The 21396-nt window shown below is 63.9% G+C and carries 17 protein-coding genes; 2 read left to right on the top strand and 15 right to left on the bottom strand.

The window, feature by feature from the left end; all coding sequences use genetic code 11:
• Positions 1 to 148: 148 nt before the first annotated feature.
• The 12 genes from QME84_00085 to QME84_00030 form a co-directional block, all read right to left on the bottom strand.
• Complete coding sequence (locus tag QME84_00085; protein MDI6872674.1) at positions 149 to 766, bottom strand: TetR/AcrR family transcriptional regulator; 618 nt, start codon at positions 764 to 766, stop codon at positions 149 to 151.
• Between the two features lie 301 nt (positions 767 to 1067).
• Complete coding sequence (locus QME84_00080; GenBank protein ID MDI6872673.1) at positions 1068 to 1295, bottom strand: hypothetical protein; 228 nt, start codon at positions 1293 to 1295, stop codon at positions 1068 to 1070.
• Positions 1296 to 2022: 727 nt separating this feature from the next.
• Positions 2023 to 3159, bottom strand: a complete 1137-nt coding sequence (locus QME84_00075; protein ID MDI6872672.1) for an acyl-CoA dehydrogenase — start codon at positions 3157 to 3159, stop codon at positions 2023 to 2025.
• 175 nt (positions 3160 to 3334) lie between these two features.
• Positions 3335 to 4525, bottom strand: coding sequence for an acetyl-CoA C-acetyltransferase (locus tag QME84_00070; GenBank protein MDI6872671.1), 1191 nt, complete (start codon positions 4523 to 4525; stop codon positions 3335 to 3337).
• A gap of 113 nt (positions 4526 to 4638) precedes the next feature.
• Positions 4639 to 5787, bottom strand: a complete 1149-nt coding sequence (locus tag QME84_00065; GenBank protein MDI6872670.1) for an acyl-CoA dehydrogenase family protein — start codon at positions 5785 to 5787, stop codon at positions 4639 to 4641.
• A 541-nt stretch (positions 5788 to 6328) separates the two neighbouring features.
• Complete coding sequence (locus QME84_00060) at positions 6329 to 7825, bottom strand: class I SAM-dependent methyltransferase (protein ID MDI6872669.1); 1497 nt, start codon at positions 7823 to 7825, stop codon at positions 6329 to 6331.
• Between the two features lie 65 nt (positions 7826 to 7890).
• Positions 7891 to 8118, bottom strand: a complete 228-nt coding sequence (locus tag QME84_00055; protein MDI6872668.1) for a hypothetical protein — start codon at positions 8116 to 8118, stop codon at positions 7891 to 7893.
• 474 nt (positions 8119 to 8592) lie between these two features.
• Positions 8593 to 9066, bottom strand: a complete 474-nt coding sequence (locus QME84_00050) for a Zn-ribbon domain-containing OB-fold protein (GenBank protein MDI6872667.1) — start codon at positions 9064 to 9066, stop codon at positions 8593 to 8595.
• 4 nt (positions 9067 to 9070) lie between these two features.
• Complete coding sequence (locus QME84_00045) at positions 9071 to 9592, bottom strand: Zn-ribbon domain-containing OB-fold protein (protein MDI6872666.1); 522 nt, start codon at positions 9590 to 9592, stop codon at positions 9071 to 9073.
• Positions 9593 to 9603: 11 nt separating this feature from the next.
• Entirely contained in the window at positions 9604 to 10767 is a 1164-nt protein-coding gene (locus QME84_00040) for a thiolase domain-containing protein (GenBank protein MDI6872665.1), read from the bottom strand.
• 16 nt (positions 10768 to 10783) lie between these two features.
• Positions 10784 to 11935 (bottom strand): acetyl-CoA acetyltransferase, encoded by a 1152-nt coding sequence (locus tag QME84_00035; GenBank protein MDI6872664.1) that lies wholly within the window; start codon positions 11933 to 11935, stop codon positions 10784 to 10786.
• 107 nt (positions 11936 to 12042) lie between these two features.
• Positions 12043 to 12534, bottom strand: coding sequence for a gamma carbonic anhydrase family protein (locus QME84_00030; GenBank protein ID MDI6872663.1), 492 nt, complete (start codon positions 12532 to 12534; stop codon positions 12043 to 12045).
• A gap of 691 nt (positions 12535 to 13225) precedes the next feature.
• On the opposite strand from QME84_00030, the gene QME84_00025 reads away from it, so the two are divergent.
• On the top strand, positions 13226 to 13960 hold the full coding sequence (locus tag QME84_00025) for a zinc ribbon domain-containing protein (protein ID MDI6872662.1): 735 nt from the start codon (positions 13226 to 13228) through the stop codon (positions 13958 to 13960).
• Positions 13961 to 14065: 105 nt separating this feature from the next.
• On the opposite strand, the gene pcrA is transcribed toward QME84_00025, so the two are convergent.
• Complete coding sequence (pcrA, locus tag QME84_00020) at positions 14066 to 16255, bottom strand: DNA helicase PcrA (GenBank protein ID MDI6872661.1); 2190 nt, start codon at positions 16253 to 16255, stop codon at positions 14066 to 14068.
• Positions 16256 to 16825: 570 nt separating this feature from the next.
• On the opposite strand from pcrA, the gene QME84_00015 reads away from it, so the two are divergent.
• A complete protein-coding gene (locus QME84_00015) occupies positions 16826 to 18064 on the top strand; it encodes an acyl-CoA dehydrogenase family protein (GenBank protein MDI6872660.1) in 1239 nt (412 codons plus the stop codon).
• A 78-nt stretch (positions 18065 to 18142) separates the two neighbouring features.
• On the opposite strand, the gene guaA is transcribed toward QME84_00015, so the two are convergent.
• Together guaA and QME84_00005 are read right to left on the bottom strand one after the other, a co-directional pair.
• Complete coding sequence (gene guaA, locus QME84_00010; GenBank protein MDI6872659.1) at positions 18143 to 19684, bottom strand: glutamine-hydrolyzing GMP synthase; 1542 nt, start codon at positions 19682 to 19684, stop codon at positions 18143 to 18145.
• Between the two features lie 135 nt (positions 19685 to 19819).
• Entirely contained in the window at positions 19820 to 20980 is a 1161-nt protein-coding gene (locus QME84_00005) for a GuaB3 family IMP dehydrogenase-related protein (protein MDI6872658.1), read from the bottom strand.
• Positions 20981 to 21396: the final 416 nt, after the last annotated feature.

Below are 21396 nucleotides of genomic sequence, written 5' to 3'. Positions count from 1 at the left end.
AACTGCCCACACCTGGCATTTACAGCACTTTCTTTTCCCCGATACTTCATCCCATCCGAATTCAACCCTTCTAGGTAGCTAAATCCATAGGGTTTCAGCTTTCACCAGCACTAATTTACGGGTGCAACACGGACCACAATGCTCCGGCTCAGCGGGGCGTGGGAGGTTTTAACCCGTTCAGCAGAGCTCCGAAAACAAGTCGCAGCCCTTCTCCGATGTCGAAATTTTCCTCGTTCTCCAACCATTCCAGCTCCAGACCTTCGGCGGTTCCCAGCATAGCCAAGGCCAGCTTTTCCGGATCCATGCGCCTTAGGACTCCCTCCTCCATTCCCTGCCGCGCTAGGGCGGCGATGGCCTTCCTCATCCCCAGGTAATAGGAGGTTACCTTGCGCACATACTCCTGGTCGAAGATGTAATGGCGATCGGCCCGGAACTTCCAGAGCAGCCGGCAGTGCTCCTTCTCCAGGTAATAGAGCCTGGTAACCTCTTCCATTAGGCGGTCGAACTTCTCCCGGAAACCGCCCTCCCAATCCACGGCTTCCTCGAGCAGGGAGTGGAAGGCAGAGAGCATGTCCTCCACCAGTGAAAAGGCCAGTTCCTCCTTGGACTTCCAGTACCAGTAGATGGTGCCCTTTCCTAATCCGGCTGCCTCGGAGATCTCCGTCACCGTGGTGTTGTGGAAACCCTTCTGAGAAAAGAGGGCCAGGGCGGCTTCCTTTATCTGCTTTTCACGCTTTTCCTTGACCGGGTTAACCCTTCTGGCCAAGCAGCCATCCTCCATAATATCGACCGACCATCCGGTCGACATTATTGCAGATGGTCCTCCGCCTGTCAAGGGAATCCCCTCCTCCGCGGGGGACCCGAGGCCCACCGGAAAAGGACCGCGTGCCGCGGGATACGCATTCCACGGGGCACGGATGGAGCGCCTCTACACCCCTTTTTCGCCCTCTTTCCCGGAAAGAGACGTCTTCAGGGGCGAAGACGGGTGGGGGCGAAAATCCTGGACTGCTTCCATGTCTTTCTTCCGCGATGGAAGGAGGCAGAGGCGGTTGTCGGCCCCCGTTCCCTCAACAGCTTCCCCCGCCGACCTCCCCTGCGAAGCGGTAGTTGAGGGCCTCCTCCACCACCAGGTGTGAACCCGACTGCGCTTCCACTACCGGCACATCCGAGGAGATGGCGCAGGAGAACTCCCTTCCCGGGAGGACGTCGTCGGCCCGCAGAGTACATCGCGAGCGGGCGGGCACCGCAAGGCTGACCGTCTTTATACCCTCCCCATGTAAGAGCCGTACCTCCACGGACCCATCCCGGTCGCCCTGGTAGAGGACCAGGAAATAGGTGTCGAAGCCCTCCCCCGTGTAGCCCTCTGCGAAATACTATCACTTGGAAGGAACCTGTGCCTTTGCGGTATGCCCGTCGGTGACGTTCCCATAGTGGAAATATATGGAACGCTGCACCTCCACCCCGGAGTACGCGTCCAACCCCACTCCCACGGAGACTTCCCCGACGCGCCAGGTCATTGAGGTGAAAGGTGACCCGGAAACGGGGTGGGAGCGCCACCTCCCGCCGCAGCAGAGGTCCCTCCGGGCCAAAGAGGTCCAGGGTGGCCACCACCCGGGTCCCGCCGCCGTTGGCCAGGAGCAGGTAGGTATGGAAGAGATCGGTCCCGGGTCGGATTAACCCCCTACGGAGGTCCTATTTCCCAGGCCGGGAGGAGCATGGATGCGGTCTTTAAGGGTTTCACGCCGGGTCCCAGGCTCGGGACCCGCCAGAACTCGCCTTCCCGTGTGCTCGCTGGAGAGCTGCAACCCCTGAAGAGGTAGAGCATGCGGCGCTCATCTTAGAAAAAAGAGGGGGAATTCCTTCCCCCTCTCCATGACCAGGGACCAGATAGCCCTTATCCTATCCCCACCGACTTTCACGGCCGATCCGGGACGACGGCCCCGGCTAGAAACCCTGGGGTACCACTGCTTCCCCAAGGTCCTCCTATACCCCGGGGATATCAAATTTCAAGACCTGACCCCATCAGCCGAGGAGGTGGCGGGCGATGACCACGCGCTGGATCTGGTTGGTCCCCTCATAGATCTGGGTGATCTTGGCGTCGCGCATCATGCGTTCCAGGGGGTACTCCACCATGTACCCGTAGCCGCCCAGCACCTGCACCGCGTCCACGGTGACCTTCATGGCCACGTCGCTGGCGAAGCACTTGGCCATGGCGGAGACCGCGGAGGCCTCGCGTCCCGCCCTCTCCACCAGGGAAGCGGAGTAATACACCAGCTGGCGGGCGGCCTCGATCTGCATGGCCATGTCCGCCAACATGAACTGTATGCCCTGCAGCCGGGCGATGGGAGCGCCGAACTGCACCCTCTCCTTGGCATAGGCCACGGCGTGGTCCAGGGCTCCCTGGGCCAGGCCCACCGCCTGGGCCCCGATGGTGGGACGCGTGCGGTCCAGGGTCATCATGGCGATCTTGAAGCCCTCGCCCTCCTTGCCCAGGAGGTTCTCCGCCGGGACCTCCATGTCCGTGAAGATGAGCTCGGTGGTCTGGGAACCGCGGATGCCCATCTTGTGCTCGATCTTCCCCACTTCGAAGCCGGGGAAGTCCTTCTCCACGATGAAGGCGGAGATTCCCTTGACCCCCGCGCTCTCGTCCGTCTTGGCGAAGATGGAGTAGGTATCGGCGATGCCCCCGTTGGTGATGAAGCACTTCTGGCCGTTGATCACGTAAACGTCGCCCTTGCGCACCGCCCTGGTGCTCATGGCCGCGGCGTCCGACCCGGCCCCCGGCTCGGTGAGCCCGAAGGCGCACTGCTTCTCCCCTCGCGCCAGGGGTGGGATGTACTTGCGGAGCTGGTCATCGTTCCCGGCCAGCAGGATGGGGGTGGAACCCAGCTTGTTCACCCCCAGGATGAGGCTGGTGTTCACGCACACCCGGGCCAGCTCCTCGATGGCGATGCACACGCTGAGGAGGTCCGCTCCCGCCCCGTCGTACTCCTCGGGGAAACACAGGGCCAGGAGGTCGTTGTCCCGCAGGAGCTCGAACATGTCCCAGGGATACTCGCCCTTGGCGTCGATCTCCGCCGCCCGCGGTTCCACCTTCTCCTTGGCCAGCTGGCGGACCGTCTGCTGCAACATCTTCTGCTCTTCGGTCAGCTCGTACATCTTTCCTTCCTCCTTCCGTCCCGAGACCGGTCCCGGCGCGCGCCACGATCCCGCCCTTGGAACGATCTTACGACTACCTCCACTTAACAATCACCGTTATTATGTATCATTTTCCGTCCCCCGTTGCACGCGGTAAGGTCGTCCGCGCTTCCAGGGAACGGGTACGGGAGGGTGCTCAATCCACCCGGATGACCATGCCGTCTCCCTGGCCGCCGCCCCCGCATATCCCGGCGGCCCCGTAGCCGCCTCCGCGCCGGCGCAGCTCGTAGGCCAGGGTGGTGACGATGCGGATGCCGCTCACCCCGATGGGATGCCCGAAGGCGATAGCCCCGCCGTTGACGTTGACATTCTCCATCTCCGCGGGATCGAGGCCCAGGAGCTCCGTGGACCGCCAAACCACGCTGGCGAAGGCCTCGTTTATCTCCACCAGCTTCATGTCCTTGACCTCCAGGCCGGCCTTCTTCAGGGCGTTCAGGATGCCCAGGGCTGGCTGGGGATGGAGGTCGGCAAACTCACCCGCGCTCCAGCCGTAGCTGACGATGGTGCACAGGGGCTCTAGTCCCAGCTCCTGGGCCTTGTCCGCGCTCATGACCACCGCGGCGCAAGCCCCGTCGTTGATCTGGGAAGCGTTGCCGGCGGTAATGGACCCTTCCTTGTCGAAGGCCGGCTTGAGAGCGGCCAGCTTCTCCACCGTGGTATCCGGGCGTACACCCTCGTCCCTGTCGAAGATGACGGGTTCCCCCTTCTTCTGAGGGATCTCCACGGGGACTATCTCCTCCGCCAGCAGGCCCTTCTCCATAGCCGCAGCGGCTCTCTGGTGGGAACGGGCCCCCACCAGATCCATCTGCTCCCGAGTGATGCCGTACTTACGAGCCCAGAGGTCGGCGCCCATGCCCATGTGCATATTCTCGAAGGCGTCCCACAGCCCGTCGTGGATCATGCCGTCCACCAGCGTACCGTTGCCCATGCGGTAGCCGAGGCGCGCCTTGGGCACGTAGTAGGGAGCGTTGGTCATGGACTCCTGGCCCCCCACGACGACGATCTCCGCCTCCCCCAGCTTGATCATCTGGTCGGCCATCTCCAGGGCGGACATGGAGGAGATGCACACCTTGTTCACGTTGATGCACCAGACCTCCTTGGGGATGCCGCCCTTCACCGCCGCCTGGCGGGCGGTTATCTGCCCTTGTCCGCCGGTGAGAACCTGTCCCACGATTACGCAGTCCACGGACGCCGGGTCGACCCCGCTCCTCCGCAGAGCCTCCCGGATGGCAATCCCTCCCAGTTCCTGGGCGGTGAAGTCCTTGAGGGCCCCTGCCAGCCTGCCGAAAGGTGTCCGCGCCGAGCTTACGATGACCGTCTCCTTCATCTCCTACCTCCCTGGTGCCGCGATCGATGCCACTTTTCCTTTCCCGACCCGAACCTGGAACCGGTCTTTCCGTTCCGACTTCTCCTTGCGAGCCTCACCTGCCGCTCTCGCGGCTACAGGCCCAGCTCGCGGGAGATGACCATCCTCTGCACCTCCGAGGTGCCCTCCCCGATCTCCAGGATCTTGGCGTCCCGGAAGAACCTGGAAACCGGGTACTCGTCCATGAAACCGTAGCCACCGAATATCTGCACCGCCTGGGTGGTGGCGCGCATGCACATCTCCGAGGCGAAGAGCTTGGCCATGGAGGCCTCTTTGGTATGGGGAACCCCGGCGTCGCGCATGGCCGCCGCCTTGTAGACCATGTTGCGGGCCAACTCGATCTCCGTGGCCATGTCCGCCAGCTTGAAGGACACCCCCTGGAACTTGCCGATGGGTTGCCCGAACTGTACCCGCTCCTTGGCGTAGCGCAGGGCCTCCTCGAAGGCCCCCTGCGCGGTTCCCACGGCCAGGGCAGCGATGGCGATGCGCCCCCCGTCCAGGCAGTCCAGGAACTGCTTGAAGCCCTCTCCCCTTTTGCCGATGAGGTTGGACTCGGGCACCTTGCAGTCCACGAAATTCAGCTCCCGGGTGTCCGAGGCGTGCCAGCCCATCTTCTTGTACTTGGGGGCGATGTTGTAACCGGGAGTACCCTTGGGAATGAAGATATTGGAGATCTCCTTCTTCCCGCTGGGGCGGATGCCGGTGACCGCGGTGATGGTCACCACCCCGCTCATCTCCGTGCCGGGGTTGGTGATGAAGCACTTGGTGCCGTTGATAACCCAGTACCCGTCCTTGAGCTCCGCCCGGGTCTTGGTGTTTCCGGCATCCGAGCCGGCCTCCGGCTCGGTGAGCCCGAAGGCGCCCAGCATCTTGCCCTGGGCCAGGGGGACCAGCCATTCCCTCTTCTGCTCCTCCGTCCCGTAGTAATAGAAGGGCGCCGAGCCCAGGGAGATGTGGGCCTCCACGGTTATGGCGCAGGACCCGTCCACCCTGGCCAGCTCCTCCACGGCGATGGCGTAGGCCAAGTAGTCCCCGCCCGCCCCGCCGTACTCCTCCGGCCAGGGAATGCCCAGCAGCCCAAGCTCCCCCATCTTGCGCACGATGTCGTAGGGGAACTCGCCAGTCTCCCACAGGTGGTCTACATGGGGGCGGATCTCCTGCTCAGCGAAGTCGCGGACCGTCTGGCGAAACAGCCGCTTTTCCTCGTCCAGTTCGAACAACATGCGCATCACCTGCCTCACCTCGAGCTCCCTGCCTTACCTCATCCGCAGGATGGTTCCATAAACGGGGACCGCCGGAAGGACCGTTGAGGCCCGGCCCCCCAGGGATCGTCCGGGCGGACTTAATCCCGTGGGGGATTATATAGCAAACCACGAGATAATCCAAAGTCACCGCGTTTCCTTATCCCCGACAAAATCGAGAATCTACCTATTCTTAACCTACCCCCGGGGCCGACCGGGTCGGTCGCACCGAGCCCTCCTCAACCCGGTTTCTTCTTTCCGGGAACGTTTCGAGAAAGATCCGGGGTCAGTCCCTTTCCGTTGCCGGCTCCTAACATGGCTAGCGGTAGAGGTCTCCGGTCACGCCAGCAATAAAAGCTCCTGCCGATGATCTCCCCTTCTACAACTTCTATCCACGTGGCCGACCAGGTCGGCAGCGAGTCTTCCTATCCCTGGTTTCTTCCTTGCGGGGAGGTTTCGCGTTGGCGAGCGAGACCGCTACCCGGAGGCCCCTTCACTCATATACCCCCGGGGGTATCAAAATTCAAGACCTGACCCCACGGCAGGCGATGCCGAGGGGGCGGGAGTCGTTACCCAATCCCAGCTCCGAGGGCCGGAAGCACCCACTCCTTACCACCAGGGTGAGGGGGTAAACCCTCCTCCACCGTCCAGGAGGCACGGTGTAAGAGAAGGTGTGCCAGCCGTGACGCTCCAATCGGGCCTCACCCAGCTTTTTGCTCCCCAGCCTCAACTCCACCTCCACGGGCCGGGACCACGGAGAGGGATGGAAGGTGGCCAACTCCATGATCAACGTTGTCTCCTTCGGGGACGCGGGCATGAGCAGCCGGGAGCGCGGGCCCGACCACCGGAAGGGCCTCTCCTCCCCCGCGGGCCTTTCGGGGGCATACCACCCCGGGCCCCAGTGAGCCGGGTTTTCGGGGCGCGCTTCCCCCACCAGCCCCGTCCCGGAGAACCTCCCCCGCAGGTAGGAGACCATGTCCCCGGGAAGGGGGCGCATGAGCCGGCCCGCCACCGCTTGACGTAGCTTGCGGCGCAGGGCCTGCAGTGGCGAGAGGACGAGCAGGAGGATATAGCGCAGGACACCTGGAACCAGGCCCTTAGCCAGCGGAGCCCCTCCACCCTCCTTCACCGCCCGGAAGGCCAGCGAGGCTATCCTCCCCTTCGCCGCCCGCACCTCCACGATGTTGAACCCAGCGCGGCGCAGGAGGTGCGCCCAGGTCCAGAGCGGGTAGGATCCCTCGTGGGCTCCCTTCCTCTCCTCCTCCGGCGTCTCCCGCCAGGGCACCCAAAGGGGCTCGTTGGCCGCCACCAGCAGGCCCCCGGGCCTCAGCACCCTCCTCACCTCGGCCAGCAGGGCGGGAAGGTCCGGGGAGTGGTGCAGGGTGGCGGTGGCCGCCACCACGTCGAAGGAATCCTCCCGGAAGGGAAGTCGGTGCATGTCGCAGAGCACCCGGTGGATGCGGAGTCCCTCCGCCTCCTCGAAGAAGCGGCCGCATCCCAGGCCCATGACCTCATCCTCCAGGATGTCCACCGCCACCACCTCCGCCCCACGGCGGGCGAAGTGGGCGGAGAACCAGCACCTGCCGGCGCCCAGTTCCAGGACCCGGAGTCCCCGGAATTCGATGCCCTTACAGATACCGAAGGCCTCCCGGCCGTGTCTCCGCCAGGTCTCCAGGTCGGAGAGGGGAAGGGAGCAGCCCTCCAGCATGGGAAGGGCCAGGATGGTCCGACGGTGCTCCTCCCATTCCTCCGGGGTGGATGGCTCGCCCGGGCGGAAGCCGTGGAAGGCCTCTCGCTCCCTCACCACCTCCGGCGAGGGATCGGTCAGGAAATCGAGGATACCTCCCCGCACCCTGTATTCCCTGCCACATGAAAGGCAAACGACAGGCGGGTCCTCATCGCTCCCGCCGGTCTTGGAAGATGCCCGGAGCTCCCCCCCTGCGCAAACCAGGCAGCGCATTATCGCCAACAACCCGGAATCCTTCCTTCTGCCCGCTTCCATGGTGCTCAAACCTTCCAAGGGACAACCTCGGTGATGGCAATCGGACTTCCGCCGCCTTTCCAGGACATCGACGTCCGAACATGCTACACATCCCGCCAGGAGCAAGGCACGTATTCGATCACCAGGGCCGGTTCGTGGGTCACGAATTCCTCTGTCGGAACTTCGCCGGTGACACTGACCCTGACGCTCCTGACCATGTGCTGCCCGCCCCGGGAGGGAACCCTCTCCATGGACAGGAGGCTCCCGCCTTTCGGAATATCGAACTCGCTGCTCGAAAAGCCCCACCTGCGCTGGACCTTGTCGGAATCCATGAACATCCCTTCGGCTCGGAGTAGGGATAAACCCTCCAGGGTGCGTGCACGAACAGTTCACAGATACTTATCCTGCCCTCCTCGTCAATAAGATAATAATCGTCCCCTTCTTTCTCAGCCCGGTCGAAGATGAAGACGACATCTCCCGGCCTCCCTTCAAGGGGCCTTCCGCACAGGATGAGAAACGAGTTCTTCTTCAACACCGGCCTCAGCAGTTCCGGTGCGCGATCCATGATCATCAAATCCCTCTTGGACATGGTGCCCCCGCTGTAGACCACCGCTCCCTCGGGCCCCCTTAGAGGATAATACCTCGATGCAAAGTACGTAAGACCGGGCATGGTCCCGATGTCACCACCCAGGCAAACAACCTGTTCCCGCAAAGGGTCGGGCAGCGCGGCGACAGCGGGTGTCAAGGGGCACGACGAAAGGGGCGGGAACGTCCCGCCCCTCCATCCGGCGTCTTCGTCTCAGGCCTCAAGCGGGGGCGAAGCCCACGATGTCCTCGATGCCCCCCTTGCGGTCCTTCTTGGCCTTGAGGACCGGCTTCACCGCCATGCCCACCTCAACCTCCCCGGGCTTCACCCCGGTCAGGTAGTGGACGAAACGGCAGTCCGTGCCGTCCATGTCGATGAGGGCCAGGATGACCGCCTCCTCCTTGGGGGACTCGTCCCTGTTGCGGTGCACCACCGTGTAAGCGTACACCTTCCCCGTGCCGGGCACGGCGAAGGTGCCCTCCAGCTTGCCCAGGCACCGCTCGCAGAAGACCCGCGCCGGGAGGTAGGTGACCCCGCAATCCTCGCACCGGGAAGCCAGGAACTTGCCCTCTTCCTTCAGGGCCCGGAAGAAGGTCTCCAGCCCCAGCCCGAAGGTGTACACGTAATTGACCGGGATCTCGCCTTCCCAGTAGGTCAGGTCCACGTTGCGGTTCGTCCTCTCCGTAAGACCCATGCTCTCACCCCCTCACCGGCTTGAAGTAGAGGATGTCGGTGATGGCGCCCTCCCGTTCCTCGGGTTTCTTCCATACCGCCTGCACCCTCATGCCTATCTTGATGTCCTCCGGCTTCACCTCCCCCAGGAGGTGGAGGATGCCCATCCCCGGCGAGGCGCCGTCGATCTCGATGACCGCCGGCAGGTGGGGCTTCTCCCCCTTCTTGATGCGCGAGGCGTCCCAGTTCACGTAGCAGATGGAGAAGGTGTTCACCCGCCCCGTGTCCTGCACGTAGACCCACTCGTCGGTGGGCCGCCAGCACAGCTCGCAGAACATGCGCGGGGGAAGCATGATGCGGCGGCACTTATTGCACTTGCGGGCAATGATGCGCCCCTCCTTGAGCTCCGTCAGGTACCTCCCGATGGCCACCCCATTGTCCCAAGCATACTTGAGGTTGGGGGTCCAGGGTAGGCTCAGCAGCTTGCCCTCCTTGAGGTCGGATTCCTTGTAATGGGTGGCTCCCAGCTCGAATTTCTCCAGTTCCATGGCGCACCCCCTTATCTCCGCAGGACCACTACCGTACCCACCTGCATGAGGTCCCCCCAGGCCTGGGCCAGGCCGCAGCGTGGATTTCCCGGCACCTGGCGCTTTCCGGCCTCTCCGCGCAGCTGCAGGAAGATCTCGATGACCTTCATGAGGCCGGTGGCGGCGATGGGGTTTCCCACCCCCAGGGCCCCACCGGAGGGGCACATGGGACGGTCGCCGTCCCGCTGGGTCTTCCCATCCAGGAGCATCTCCACCGCCTTCCCCCGGTCGGCCAGGAGCAGGCCCTCCATGTGATGCAGTTCCTTGTAGTCGAAGGGATCGTAGGGCTCGGCGATCTCGATCTCCTTCTGGGGCTCCTTGATCCCCGCCATCTCGTAGGCCATGCGCGCCGCCTTCTCCACGTAGCGGGGATAGGCCAGGTCACGGGTGGCCCAGTAGGCGGTATCCAGGTTCCAGCCCACCCCGTCGATCCACACCGGCTTGTCGGTGATGCGCTTGGCCACGTGCTCCGAGGCCAGGACGATGGCCGCGGCGCCGTCGGAGGCCGGGCTTATATCCAGGCGGTTCACCGGCCAGGCCAACACCTCGGAGTTGAGGACGTCCTCCACGGTGATCTCCATGGGGAGCTGGGCCGATGGGTGGTCCATGGCATTCTTCTTGTTCTTCACCGAGACCAGGGCGATCTCTTCCTTGGTGATGCCGTAGGTCTGCATGTAGCGGTTCATCTCCAGGGCGAAGATCCAGATAAGGGTGGGGTTAAGGGGCTGCTCGGTGGTGTGGTCGAAGATGGTCTTGAAAGCCCCCTGGGGATGGGGGTGGCAGGAGCTCATCTTCTCCGAGCAGACCACCAAGCAGGTGTCGAACATTCCGGAGGCCACGTGGAACCACCCGTGGATGGGAGCGAAAACGCCCGTACCGCCGCCCACGAAGTGGCGCATGTAGGGCTTGCGCCATCCCCCGGAGCCGTCGGAGAGGTACTCCCCCTTCATGTGCACGCCGTCGAAGGCGTCCGGCGCCGTCCCCAGGCTCACGCACTCGATGTCCTTCATGGTCAGCCCGCAGGAGTCCAGGGCCATCTTGGCCGCCTGGAAGGCCAGTTCTTTCCCCGTCTCCTGGGCGCGGCGCACGAACTTGGTTATCCCGGCACCGACTATGGCAACCCTTCGGTAAGCCATTCTCTCACCTCCCCACCTAATCCGCGCACAGCACGGCCACTGCCGCCGAGGTGGAGGGGATTCCCCTCCAAGCCTGGGCCACTCCCACGCCGGCCCCGGCCACCTGGCGGGCTCCCGCCTCGCCGCGCAGCTGCAGGACCAGTTCCAGGACCTTCTGGGCGCCCGAGCACTCAAAGAGATGCCCCACGCCCAGGCCGCCCCCGGAGGTGTTCACCGGTAGGGTTCCCTCCAGGGAGGTCTTGCCGTCCTCGGTGGCCTTCCCCGCCGTGCCCTCGTCGAAGAGCCGCAGGGCCTCCAGGTGCTGCAGCTCCTTGAAGCTTATCTCGTCGTTGACCTCGGCCAGGTCGATCTCCTTGGCCGGGCACTTGATGCCGGCCATGCGGTAGGCCATGTCCCCGGCCAGTTTTACCGCCACGGCGTCCACCCAGTCCCGGCTCTCCAAGGTGGGGCTGTCCGTGGACCAGCCGATGCCGGTTATCCACACCGGCTTATCGGTGAGACTGCTGGCCAGCCTCTCGGAGCAGAGCACCATGACCACCGCCCCGTCCGCGTAGGGGGCGATGTCCAGCAGGTGCACGGGCTCCGCCACCGGCTCGGATTCCAGTACCTGGTCCACGGTCACGGAGGCCCCGTATCCCGCCAGGGGGTTGAGGAGAGCGTTGGCCTTGTTCTTGACCACCACGGCGGCGCACTGCTCCCGGGTGGCCCTGCCCTCCACCAGGAAGCGGTTCATCTCCAGCCCAGCCACCGCGTAGGGGGTGACGTCCAGGGGCCGGTTGAGGACCGGGTCCAGGGCGAAGTTGATCATCTCGGGTATGGTCTTCATGTTGCTGGCCTTGCTCAGCGCCTGGACCACCACGATGTCGAACTTGCCGGTGAGAATGTGCATGACCCCCACGGCCAGGGAGTGCATGAAGTCCCCCGGAATGGTCTGCACCGGCTTGAGCACCGCTCCCAGCTGGTCGTTGCAGTACTCGTCGGAGATGCTGTATCCCTCCAGGAAATCCTCGGAGGTGCACACGAAGGAATCCACGTCCTTGGGCTCGACGCCCGCCTCCTCATAGGCTTTCACCGCCGCCTCGTAAGTGAGCTCGCGGTAGGAAACCCCCGGGGAAACGGAGGTGAAGGCGGTGTAGCCGACGCCCGCGATGGCTACCCTTTCACGCATAAGCAACCTCCTTGCACTAAAAATCTGCCTGTCATTTTCTGGAAACAATGTGGAATTCGGACCACCTCCCCCCTTATGTCCTCCCTGCTGCTTGACGATCGTTGTCTTTACTGCATGTGGGGCCTGGCGAACTCGAAGTATACCTGGGCCGTCTGGCGCAGTTTCTCCTCGTTCTCCTCCGGAAGCTCCTTGGTCACCTTGGCCGGAACCCCCATGACCATGGAGCGAGGGGGTATCTGCATTCCCTGCGGGACCACCGCTCCCGCGGCCACCACGCTGCCGTGGCCCACCACCGCGCCGTCCAGGATCACGGCGTTCATACCTATCACGCAGTTGTCCTCCACGGTGGCCCCGTGGAGGATGGCCCCGTGCCCACAGGTCACGTAGTTTCCCACCGTCACCGGGCCGTGCAGCACGCAGCAATCCTGTATGCTAGTATATTCTCCCACCACGATTTCCCCGCGGTCGGCGCGCAGCACGGCGTTGTACCAGATGCTGGAGTGGGAACCCACCTTTACGTCCCCTATGAGCTGAGCCCCCTCCGCCAGGAAGGCGTCGGGAGACACCCGCGGCGACTTGTCACGGTAGGGCACGAGCATCGGGTCTACCTCCCCTTCCTCCGTCGTAACCTCATCCTTCCGCGGGCCGCAGGCGAGGCAAGCGCGGCACCGTCGCTCCTGGCGGCCGGAAAACGACAAGTTATTATAACATCCGCCTCGCACCAGTTTGAATGCTTGCTTCGGGTGAGGTCCGGCGGTTTTCGCCCCGGCCTCAAGACCGCCTCGGTCGCCCTCCCGACCTCCTGGAGGCTTTTCGACCCCCGGACCGGAGTTCCGACCGCCCCCTTCGAGTGCCTCACGGAGAGACCCTCCCTCCGCCCATCGACCCGCTTGTTTTCCACGAAAAACAGGGCGATCTTCCTGTTCGCTTCCAATTCCCGGGGCCTCGTTAAAACGAAACTTCCGAAGATCCTTCGTCTCCCGTTTTCCCCCGCCCAAGGTGGTGGAAATGACGTCCACCTTGTTTTCCACGATCATATTTCATGTTTTGCAGGGGCGAACGACGACGTCTCGCAAAGATCGAGGGATTGTTTTCGCAAGTAACGCGAAATGCACGATGACCGGCCCGAAACGTCCGGAACCTGCGCGGCATGACCTTTCCCTTCCTCAAGTGAGCCGGGCGCGAAGTCGATAACATGGAGCGGAATCGGCGGTTGGAGCTTACGAAGGAACCGGCGGTAACGGGGAAGGCGCGTGTAAGCGCCCCCGGCGAGCTTCTAAAGGAGGAAGATTGGCGGATAAATATTACTGTCCCCAGTGTCTCACCTACGGAGAACCGGGGGCCGAGTTCTGCACCTCCTGCGGAGCCAAACTGGTCCCTCTCATGCGCATCGTCATCATGCCCTTCGTGGAGAGCGGACAGGAGCCTGAGGACCTCGGGGAATACCGGGAGTTGGTGGTAAGGGACGGCGAACTTTCCCCGGCCATGGCCATAGGCTGCCAGCTGTACATGCAGAGCGACCTTGAGAAATCGCGTCTCATGGCCAGCCAGAAGGAGCTTTATTTCCGGGAGGCGGAACGCATGCTTCCCCGCCTGGTGAAGAGCTACCTGGAACCCTTGGTCTTCTACGACATACCGGACCTGGACGAGGTGGAGAAAATAACCGAGGAAGCGGCGGACGTGCCCACCGAGCTCTTCGTCATCATCCAGAACCGCTACGACCCCGAATACCTCTTCCTACCGGAGATCGATTACTTCTTCTTCCGCTATCCCCGCTTGCATACCTCGGGAACCGGCCAGGACGCCGGGTTTGGTTTCGTGCGACTCAGCGCCTTCCTGCTGGACAACCGGGAGAACCGCATCGTCAGCAGGGGCTCGGGTTGGGGGCTGGAACTCTACCAGGCCCCGGAAACCATGCTGGACGAGAACTTCACCGTTCCCCTCGAGGAACAGATGGAGGTCATGCAACAGGCGGCCTCCCGGGCCGTGGAATCCCTGCTGCGGACCATGAAAATGATAAAGTAAGCCCCTCGCCGCGCGGATGGGCTTGCACAAAGCGCACGCTCACCTCCCCTGGAAAGAGAAACCCCCGGGGGCCGCCCGTCGAGTCTCCCGGAAAGGAAAGCGGGATCACCCTACCTTGCGTATGGGTGCATACTGCAGGAGGAGCAGCTTCTCCCCCACCTCCCGGAAATGGACGGTTATCTCCGGGCCGCTCCTCCCCCGCGACACCCCCATGACCGTTCCCTCCCCCCATACCTCGTGCACCACCCGGTCCCCCACCCGGTAGGAGGTGGCCAGGGACTCCAGCCTCCGGTCCTCCAGGATCTCCAACGCCCTTCCCCTCTCCCACTGGAAGGTGGAGAGCACCTCCAGGCAGCGGGGAGGGATATCCCTTATGAAGCGGGACTCGGGCAGGAACCGGAGGTCTCCGTACTGGGAACGGGTGGCGGCCCCGGTGAGATAGAGGAGGTCCTTGGCCCGGGTGACCCCCACGTAGAAGAGCCGCCTCTCCTCCTCCATGCTCGCCTCGCTCTCCATGCACCGCAGGTGGGGGAAGACGCCGTCCTCCATGCCCACGATGAACACCACCGGGAACTCCAGGCCCTTGGCGTTGTGCAGGGTCATGAGGGTGACTGCACCCTCCTCCTCGTCGTAGAGGTCGATCTCCGCCACCAGGGAAGTGCGCTCCAGGAAGGCCTCCAGTCCCTCCCCGGGGTGTACGGCATGGAACTCCGCGGCCGCGTTCAGCAGCTCCTCCAGGTTCTCCAGCCTCCCTTCCGCCTCGAAAGTGCCCTCGCGGCGCAGGGCCTCCAGGTACCCGGTGCGCTCCAGGACCAGGCGCATGAAATCCGGCAGGGGCGTATCCGCCGACCGGCCGCGCAGCCCCTCCACCAGCTCCACGAACTCGCCCAGCTTGCGCCGGGCCGCCTGCCCCAGGGAGGGCACCTCCTCCGCCCGGCGCACCGCCTCCCACAGGGAGACCCCTTCCTTCCTGGCAAAGTTTTCCAGATGAGCCAGGGTGGTCTCCCCTATCCCCCGCCGGGGCTCGTTGATGATGCGGCGCAAGTTGACGGCGTCGTCAGGGTTGAGGATGAACTTCAGGTAGGCCAGGACGTCCTTGACCTCCTTGCGTTCGTAGAACTTGAAGCCCCCCACTATCTTGTAGGGGATGCCGGCGCGCAAAAGGACCTCCTCGAAGGGCCGCGACTGGGCATTGGTGCGGTAGAACACGGCAATGTCCCGGTGGCGGTAACCCCGCTCCTCCACCAGGCGGTCTATCTCCGCCGCCACGAAGGCCGCCTCCTCCGAGCCGGAGGGGGCGAAGAGGTAGCGGATGGATTCCCCCTCCTCGCGGTCTGTCCACAGGCGCTTCTCCCGGCGGCCGGCGATGCGCGAGACCACGTGGTTGGCGGCCTCCAGGATAATCCGCGTGGACCGGTAGTTGCGCTCCAAGCGGACCACCTTGGCCTCCGGAAAATCGCGCTCGAATTCCAGGATGTTCCTCAGGTCGGCTCCCCGCCAGGAATAGATCCCCTGATCGTCATCGCCCACCACGCACAGGTTGCGGTGGGCGGCGGAAAGCAGGCGTACCAGGCGGTACTGCGCTGGGTTAGTATCCTGGTACTCGTCCACGTTTATGTGGGTGAACCTCCGCTGGTAATGCTCGAGGACGGCGGGGAAGAGCTCGAAGAGGGCGATGGTGTTGAGTAGAAGGTCGTCGAAGTCCATGGCATTGTTGCGCCGCAGCTCCTCCTGGTAGGAGAGGTAGACGTCGGCGGCCACCTGGGTGAGGTCGTCGTGGACCCGGCGCCGGAAGTCCTCGGGAGAGACCATGTCGATCTTGGCCTTCTCGATCACCGCCCGCACCATGCGCGGCGGAAAGCGCTTGACGTCCAGGTCCAGCTCCCGCATCACCCGGCCGACCATGCGCAGCTGGTCCTCGTCGTCGTAGATGACGAAGTTCCTGCGGTAGCCCAGCCTCTCCGCCTCCCGGCGCAAGATGCGGGCGCAGGCGGCGTGGAAAGTGGAGATCCATATGGAGGAAGCCCGCGGCCCCACCAGGCGATGTATCCTCCCCCGCATCTCCTCCGCCGCCTTATTGGTGAAGGTGATGGCCAGGATGTTCTCCGGGGCCGCCCGCCCGGAGGCCACCAGGAGGGCCACCCGGTAAGTGAGCACGCGGGTCTTCCCGCTCCCCGCCCCGGCCAGGATGAGCAGGGGACCGTCGAAATGGAGAGCCGCTTCCCGCTGCTCCGGGTTGAGCTCCTCCAGTATCTCCGCTTCCTTCCTTCCCAGCACCGCGCTACCTCCGGACATCCGCATTTCCTCAAGACTATAATACAGCCGAGGGACATCCGCGCCGCGAACCGACAGGTCTGCACCGAAAAGCGGCCGGGCTGTAAAAGTACCCTGCGCGCCTTATACTGGGTAAAAAACCCAGGGCGCCATGCCCGGGGTATTCAAGCGGCATGCGATGGTTTCCTCCTTGACCTTCGCTACATCATGTTCCTGGCGGGACCCTAAAAATCCCCGTCGGAATAAGACCGGGGCGGGAGCGGAGGTTCTACTGACTTTCGTGATCGCTGCCACGCTCCGGAAAGGCAAAGGCGGCGAAGCCGATGGGGTTGATATCCGGCACCTTCAGGCGGACCCCGAAACGCAAAATCTATGCGCCATGAATCGTACAGGAAAAAAGAGAGCTCTGGGGCGCGAGGTTAAAAACCCGCTCCCGCCGGGTATTAGAATAACAGTGTGCCCGGCGGACCTGAACCAACGCGGCGAGGGACGGGCCGTTCAAATTCCTGTACCCCGCCGCGCACCGGCGAAGCGCGCCGGGCATTACGGGGGCCGCAGGGCGAGGTTCTTTTCGTGAAGGGAGGGTCTTGTATGGACTTCGGCTTCGACGCCTCGCAGCGCATGTTCCAGGAAAATCTGCGGGAATTCCTGGAGGGCGAGATCGCTCCCCTGGTCGACGACCAGGAAAAAAGGGGCCCCATGAACCGGGAGGAAGCCCTGGACCTCCTCCGGCGGTTCCGCAAGGTGGGAGTAGGCTTCGACCCGGAGAGCCTGCGGGAACTGGGCTCCGATCCAGTGTGCGTGGGAATCCTGGCCGAGGAGATGTTCAGGGTATGGCCCAGCGCCGCCGGCCTGGTCGGCCTCACCTTCCCCGCCGCCCTGGTCCACCTGGGATCCGAGGAGATGCGTCGCAGGTGGCTCCCCAGGCTGGAGCGCAACGAGGTCATCGGCTGCTACGCCATCACCGAGCCCGAGGCGGGGTCGGACAACCGGGCCATGCGCACCACCGCCGTCCTGGACGGGGACTATTACGTGGTCAACGGGACCAAGACCTGGATAAGCAACGCCCCAGTGGCCGACATTTGCCTGCTAGTGGCCAACGACGAAAAGGGTAACCGGATCTTCCTCCTGGTGGAGAAGGAGGTCTCCCCCTTCGAGACCGGCGAGCTGCACAAACTGGGGTGGAGAGCCGCGCCCACCGGGGAGATATACTTCGACAACTGCCGGGTGCCGCGGGAGAACAACGTCCTGGAGATGATCCAGAGGACACTCTCCGATCCGGAGAGGCTCCGGGAACTGGGGGTGAAACTCGATCCTGCCCGCCTCCAGGCCTCGGGGTTCATGGGCGTGCTGGGGAGGATGAGCCCAGAGAACATCATCTTCGCCTTCCTGCGCAGCGGCATGGCCCTGGCCGCGGCGGGAATCTCCCAGGCCGCCCTGGACGCCTCCATCAAGTTCGCCCGCGAGAGAGTGCAGTTCGGAAAGCCCATCGGGAGGTTCCAACTCATCCAGGAGAAGCTCTACAACATGGCCGCCCTCACGGAAACCTCCCGACTGCTGGGATACCGGGCCCTGTGGGCGGTGACCCACGGGGACCCCCGGGCGCGCATGCTCTCCTCGCTGGCCAAGGGATACGCCTGCGAGGCGGCGGTCAAGGTCACCTACGACGCCATCCAGGTGCACGGCGGGGTGGGCCTCTCCGACGAGTATCCCCTGGAGAGATACTTCCGGGATGCCCGCATGCTCACCATACCGGACGGGACCACGGAGATCCAGAAACTCATCGTGGGGCGGGAGCTCCTGGGACCGGGGTTCTCGGCCTACACCTGATGGAAAGGGGTTCCCCGGATTTCACCCCTCACGCGGGGCCGGGCGGAACCGACTTGTCATCGCCGTGACCCGGGCGACTCACTCCCACTCGATGGTGGCCGGAGGCTTGGAGGAGATATCCAAGACCACCCGGTTCACGCCGCGCACCTCGTTGATGACCCTGTTGGATATTCTTTCCAGGACGTCGTAGGGTAGCCGGGCCCAGTCCGCGGTCATGGCGTCTTCGCTGGTCACCGCCCTCACCACGATGGGATAGGCGTAGGTGCGCTCGTCCCCCATGACCCCCACCGTCTTGATGTCGGGGAGGATGGCGAAGGACTGCCACAGCTTGCGGTAAAGGCCGGCGCGCTTCACCTCCTCCACCACGATGGCATCCGCTTCCCGGAGGATCTCCAGCTTCTCCGCGGTGACCTCGCCGATGATGCGGATGGCCAGCCCCGGCCCGGGGAAGGGCTGCCTCCACACTATCTCCTCCGGCAGCCCCAGCTCCTCCCCCACGGCGCGTACCTCGTCCTTGAACAGGTTGCGCAGGGGCTCCACCAGGGTGAAATCCATGTGTTCGGGCAGCCCGCCCACGTTGTGGTGGGACTTGATGCGCGCCGCGTCCCGGGTCCCGCTCTCGATGATGTCCGGGTAGAGCGTCCCCTGCACCAGGTAGTGGGTGTCCTTGAGGTCCCGGGCCACCTCCTCGAAAACGCGGATGAACTCCTCCCCGATGGCCTTGCGCTTCACCTCGGGGTCGGTAACCCCTTTGAGCCGGGCCAGGAAGCGTTCCTGGGCCTTCACGTGGATTAGGTTGATGTGGAAGTGGCGGCGGAAGGTGTCCTCCACCTGTTCCGCCTCCCCCTTGCGCAGCAGCCCATGGTCCACAAAGACGCAGGTGAGCTGATCCCCCACCGCCTTGTGCACCAGGACGGCGGCGGTAGCGGAATCCACGCCGCCCGACAGCCCGCAGATGATCTTGTTGTCGCCCACCACTTCTCGGATCTCTTCCACTGCCTGCTCGATGATGGAGACCATGGTCCAGGAAGGAAGGAGATCCGCCGCGCTGTAGAGGAAATTCTTGAGAATCTCCATGCCCAGGGGGGTGTGAATGACCTCGGGATGGAACTGCACCCCGTACATCTTCCTCTGCACGTCCTCCATGGCGGCCACCGGCGAGGCGGCGGTGCGGGCGGTTACCCGGAAGCCGGGAGGCGCCTCCACCACGCTGTCCCCGTGGCTCATCCACACCGTCTGCTTGAGGGGTAGCTCATTGAAGAGGACGCTCCCCCCGATGACCTCCAGTTCCGTCTTGCCGTATTCCCGGATCCCGGTGGCTTCCACCCTCCCGCCCATCTCCCGGGCGAGAAGCTGGTGCCCGTAGCAGATGCCCAGGATGGGGAGGCCCAGGCGGAAGATCTCCGGATGGGGCCTGGGTGCTCCTTCCTGGTAGACGCTGGAGGGTCCCCCGGAGAAGATGAGCGCCTTGGCGCCCAGTCGGCGTATCTCCTCGGGAGGCGTGTCGTAGGGGACGATCTCGGAATAGACCTTGCACTCCCTCACCCGGCGCGCGATGAGCTGGGCGTACTGGGCGCCGAAATCCACCACCAGGACGCAGTCCTCAGGGCGAGCATGCAACGTCGTCTCCCTTCCTCAGAACGTGCCCCGACCGGGATGCCGTTCTCCCGCCCCGTCGGGACTGAAACATCCACCTCGCATGACCGGTAAAACAGGGCCGGCATCCCGGCCGGTAACTCCGCGGGAGGAGCCCCTCTACTTAATCATGCCCACGCCCTGCTCGTACTGGAGGGCCTTGCCCTCGGTGCGGATGGCGGGGGCCACCATGACCTCGGCGCGCTGGAAGTCCTTGATGCTCTCGTAACCGCAGGTGGCCATGGACATGCGCAGGGCGCCGAAGAGGTTCACCGTGCCGTCGTTCTCGTGGGCCGGTCCCACCAGTATCTCCTTCAGCGTCCAGCGCTGCTCCGTCTTGACCCGCGTGCCGCGCGGCAGCTCGGGGTGGAAGGTGGCCATGCCCCAGTGGTAACCGAGGCCCGGCGCCTCCTTGGCCGAGGCGATGGGGGAGCCGAGCATCACCGCGTCCGCCCCGCAGGCTATGGCCTTGGCGATGTCGCCCCCGGTGCGCATCCCTCCATCGGCGATGACGTTTACGTAATTCCCGGTCTCGGTGAGGTGCCTCACTCGGGCCGCGGCGGCGTCGGCCAGCGCCGTGGCCTGGGGCACCCCGATGCCCAGCACCCCCCTCGTGGTACAGGCGGCGCCGGGTCCCACTCCCACCAGCACCCCCACCGCCCCGGTGCGCATGAGGTGGAGGGCAGTAGAATAGGAGGCGCAACCTCCCACGATGGCCGGGATGGGAAGCTCGGCGATGAATTTCTTGAGGTTGAGGGGTTCGGTACGGGTGGAGACGTGTTCCGCGCTGATGACCGTCCCCTGGATGACCAGGATGTCCAGGCCGGCCTCCAGGGCTATCTTGTAATATTTTTCCACCCTCTGAGGGGTCAGCGACGCCGCCGCCACCACGCCCCCCTCCTTGATCTCCCGGATGCGGCGGTAGATCAGTTCCTCCTTGATCGGCTCCCGGTACAGCCTCTGCATCCCTGCCGTGGCTTCTTCCTTAGAGAAGGAGGCTATCTCTTCGAAGACCGGCCGGGGATCCTCGTACCTGGTCTGCAGACCCTCAAGGTTGAGCACCGCCAGCCCTCCCAGCTTGCCCACGGCGATGGCCATGGGAACGTCCACCACGGCGTCCATGGCCGCGGCCAGCAAGGGTAGCTTGAACTTGAACCCGGCCAGTTCCCAGCTTATGTCCACGTCGTCGGCATCCCTGGTCCGCCGCGACGGCACGATGGAAATTTCATCCAGGCCGTATCCCCTTCTTCCTGACTTTCCCATCCCTATCTCGATCTCCATGTCCACCTCCGTTCGGCCGGCCGTCCACCGGGTAGGTTTATACGAACCACTTCAATCCAAGGGTGTTTCCTCTTCTGACCAGGTCGGACCGATTCCGCGTTGCGCCGTCATCACGGCTGCTTTCCCTATATATTAGATATTCATTAATATACTCCTTCATCGGGGTGTCAAGGTTCGCATCCCCGCGCTTCCTCCTTCTAAAGCATTCTCATCCTTGCATTCGGTTAAGGCCGGGGTTTGGTCGGAGCGAGCGTCTCAGCGAGCGAGACCATTAACCCCGGCCTTTCCGGAAAGGACCCTGAAGGCTTTTCGGAAGAAGGGATCCATAGCCGGCCGATCACAAGCTTTGCCGCCCGCCAGGGGCCGGGGTTTGGTCGGAGCGAGCGTCTCAGCGAGCGAGACCATTAACCCCGGCC

The sequence above is a fragment of the Actinomycetota bacterium genome, assembly GCA_030019255.1.
GTDB lineage: Bacteria > Actinomycetota > Geothermincolia > Geothermincolales > RBG-13-55-18 > Solincola_A.
The sequence above is the reverse complement of the archived record's forward strand: the minus strand, read 5'-3'. Positions and strand labels throughout refer to the sequence as shown.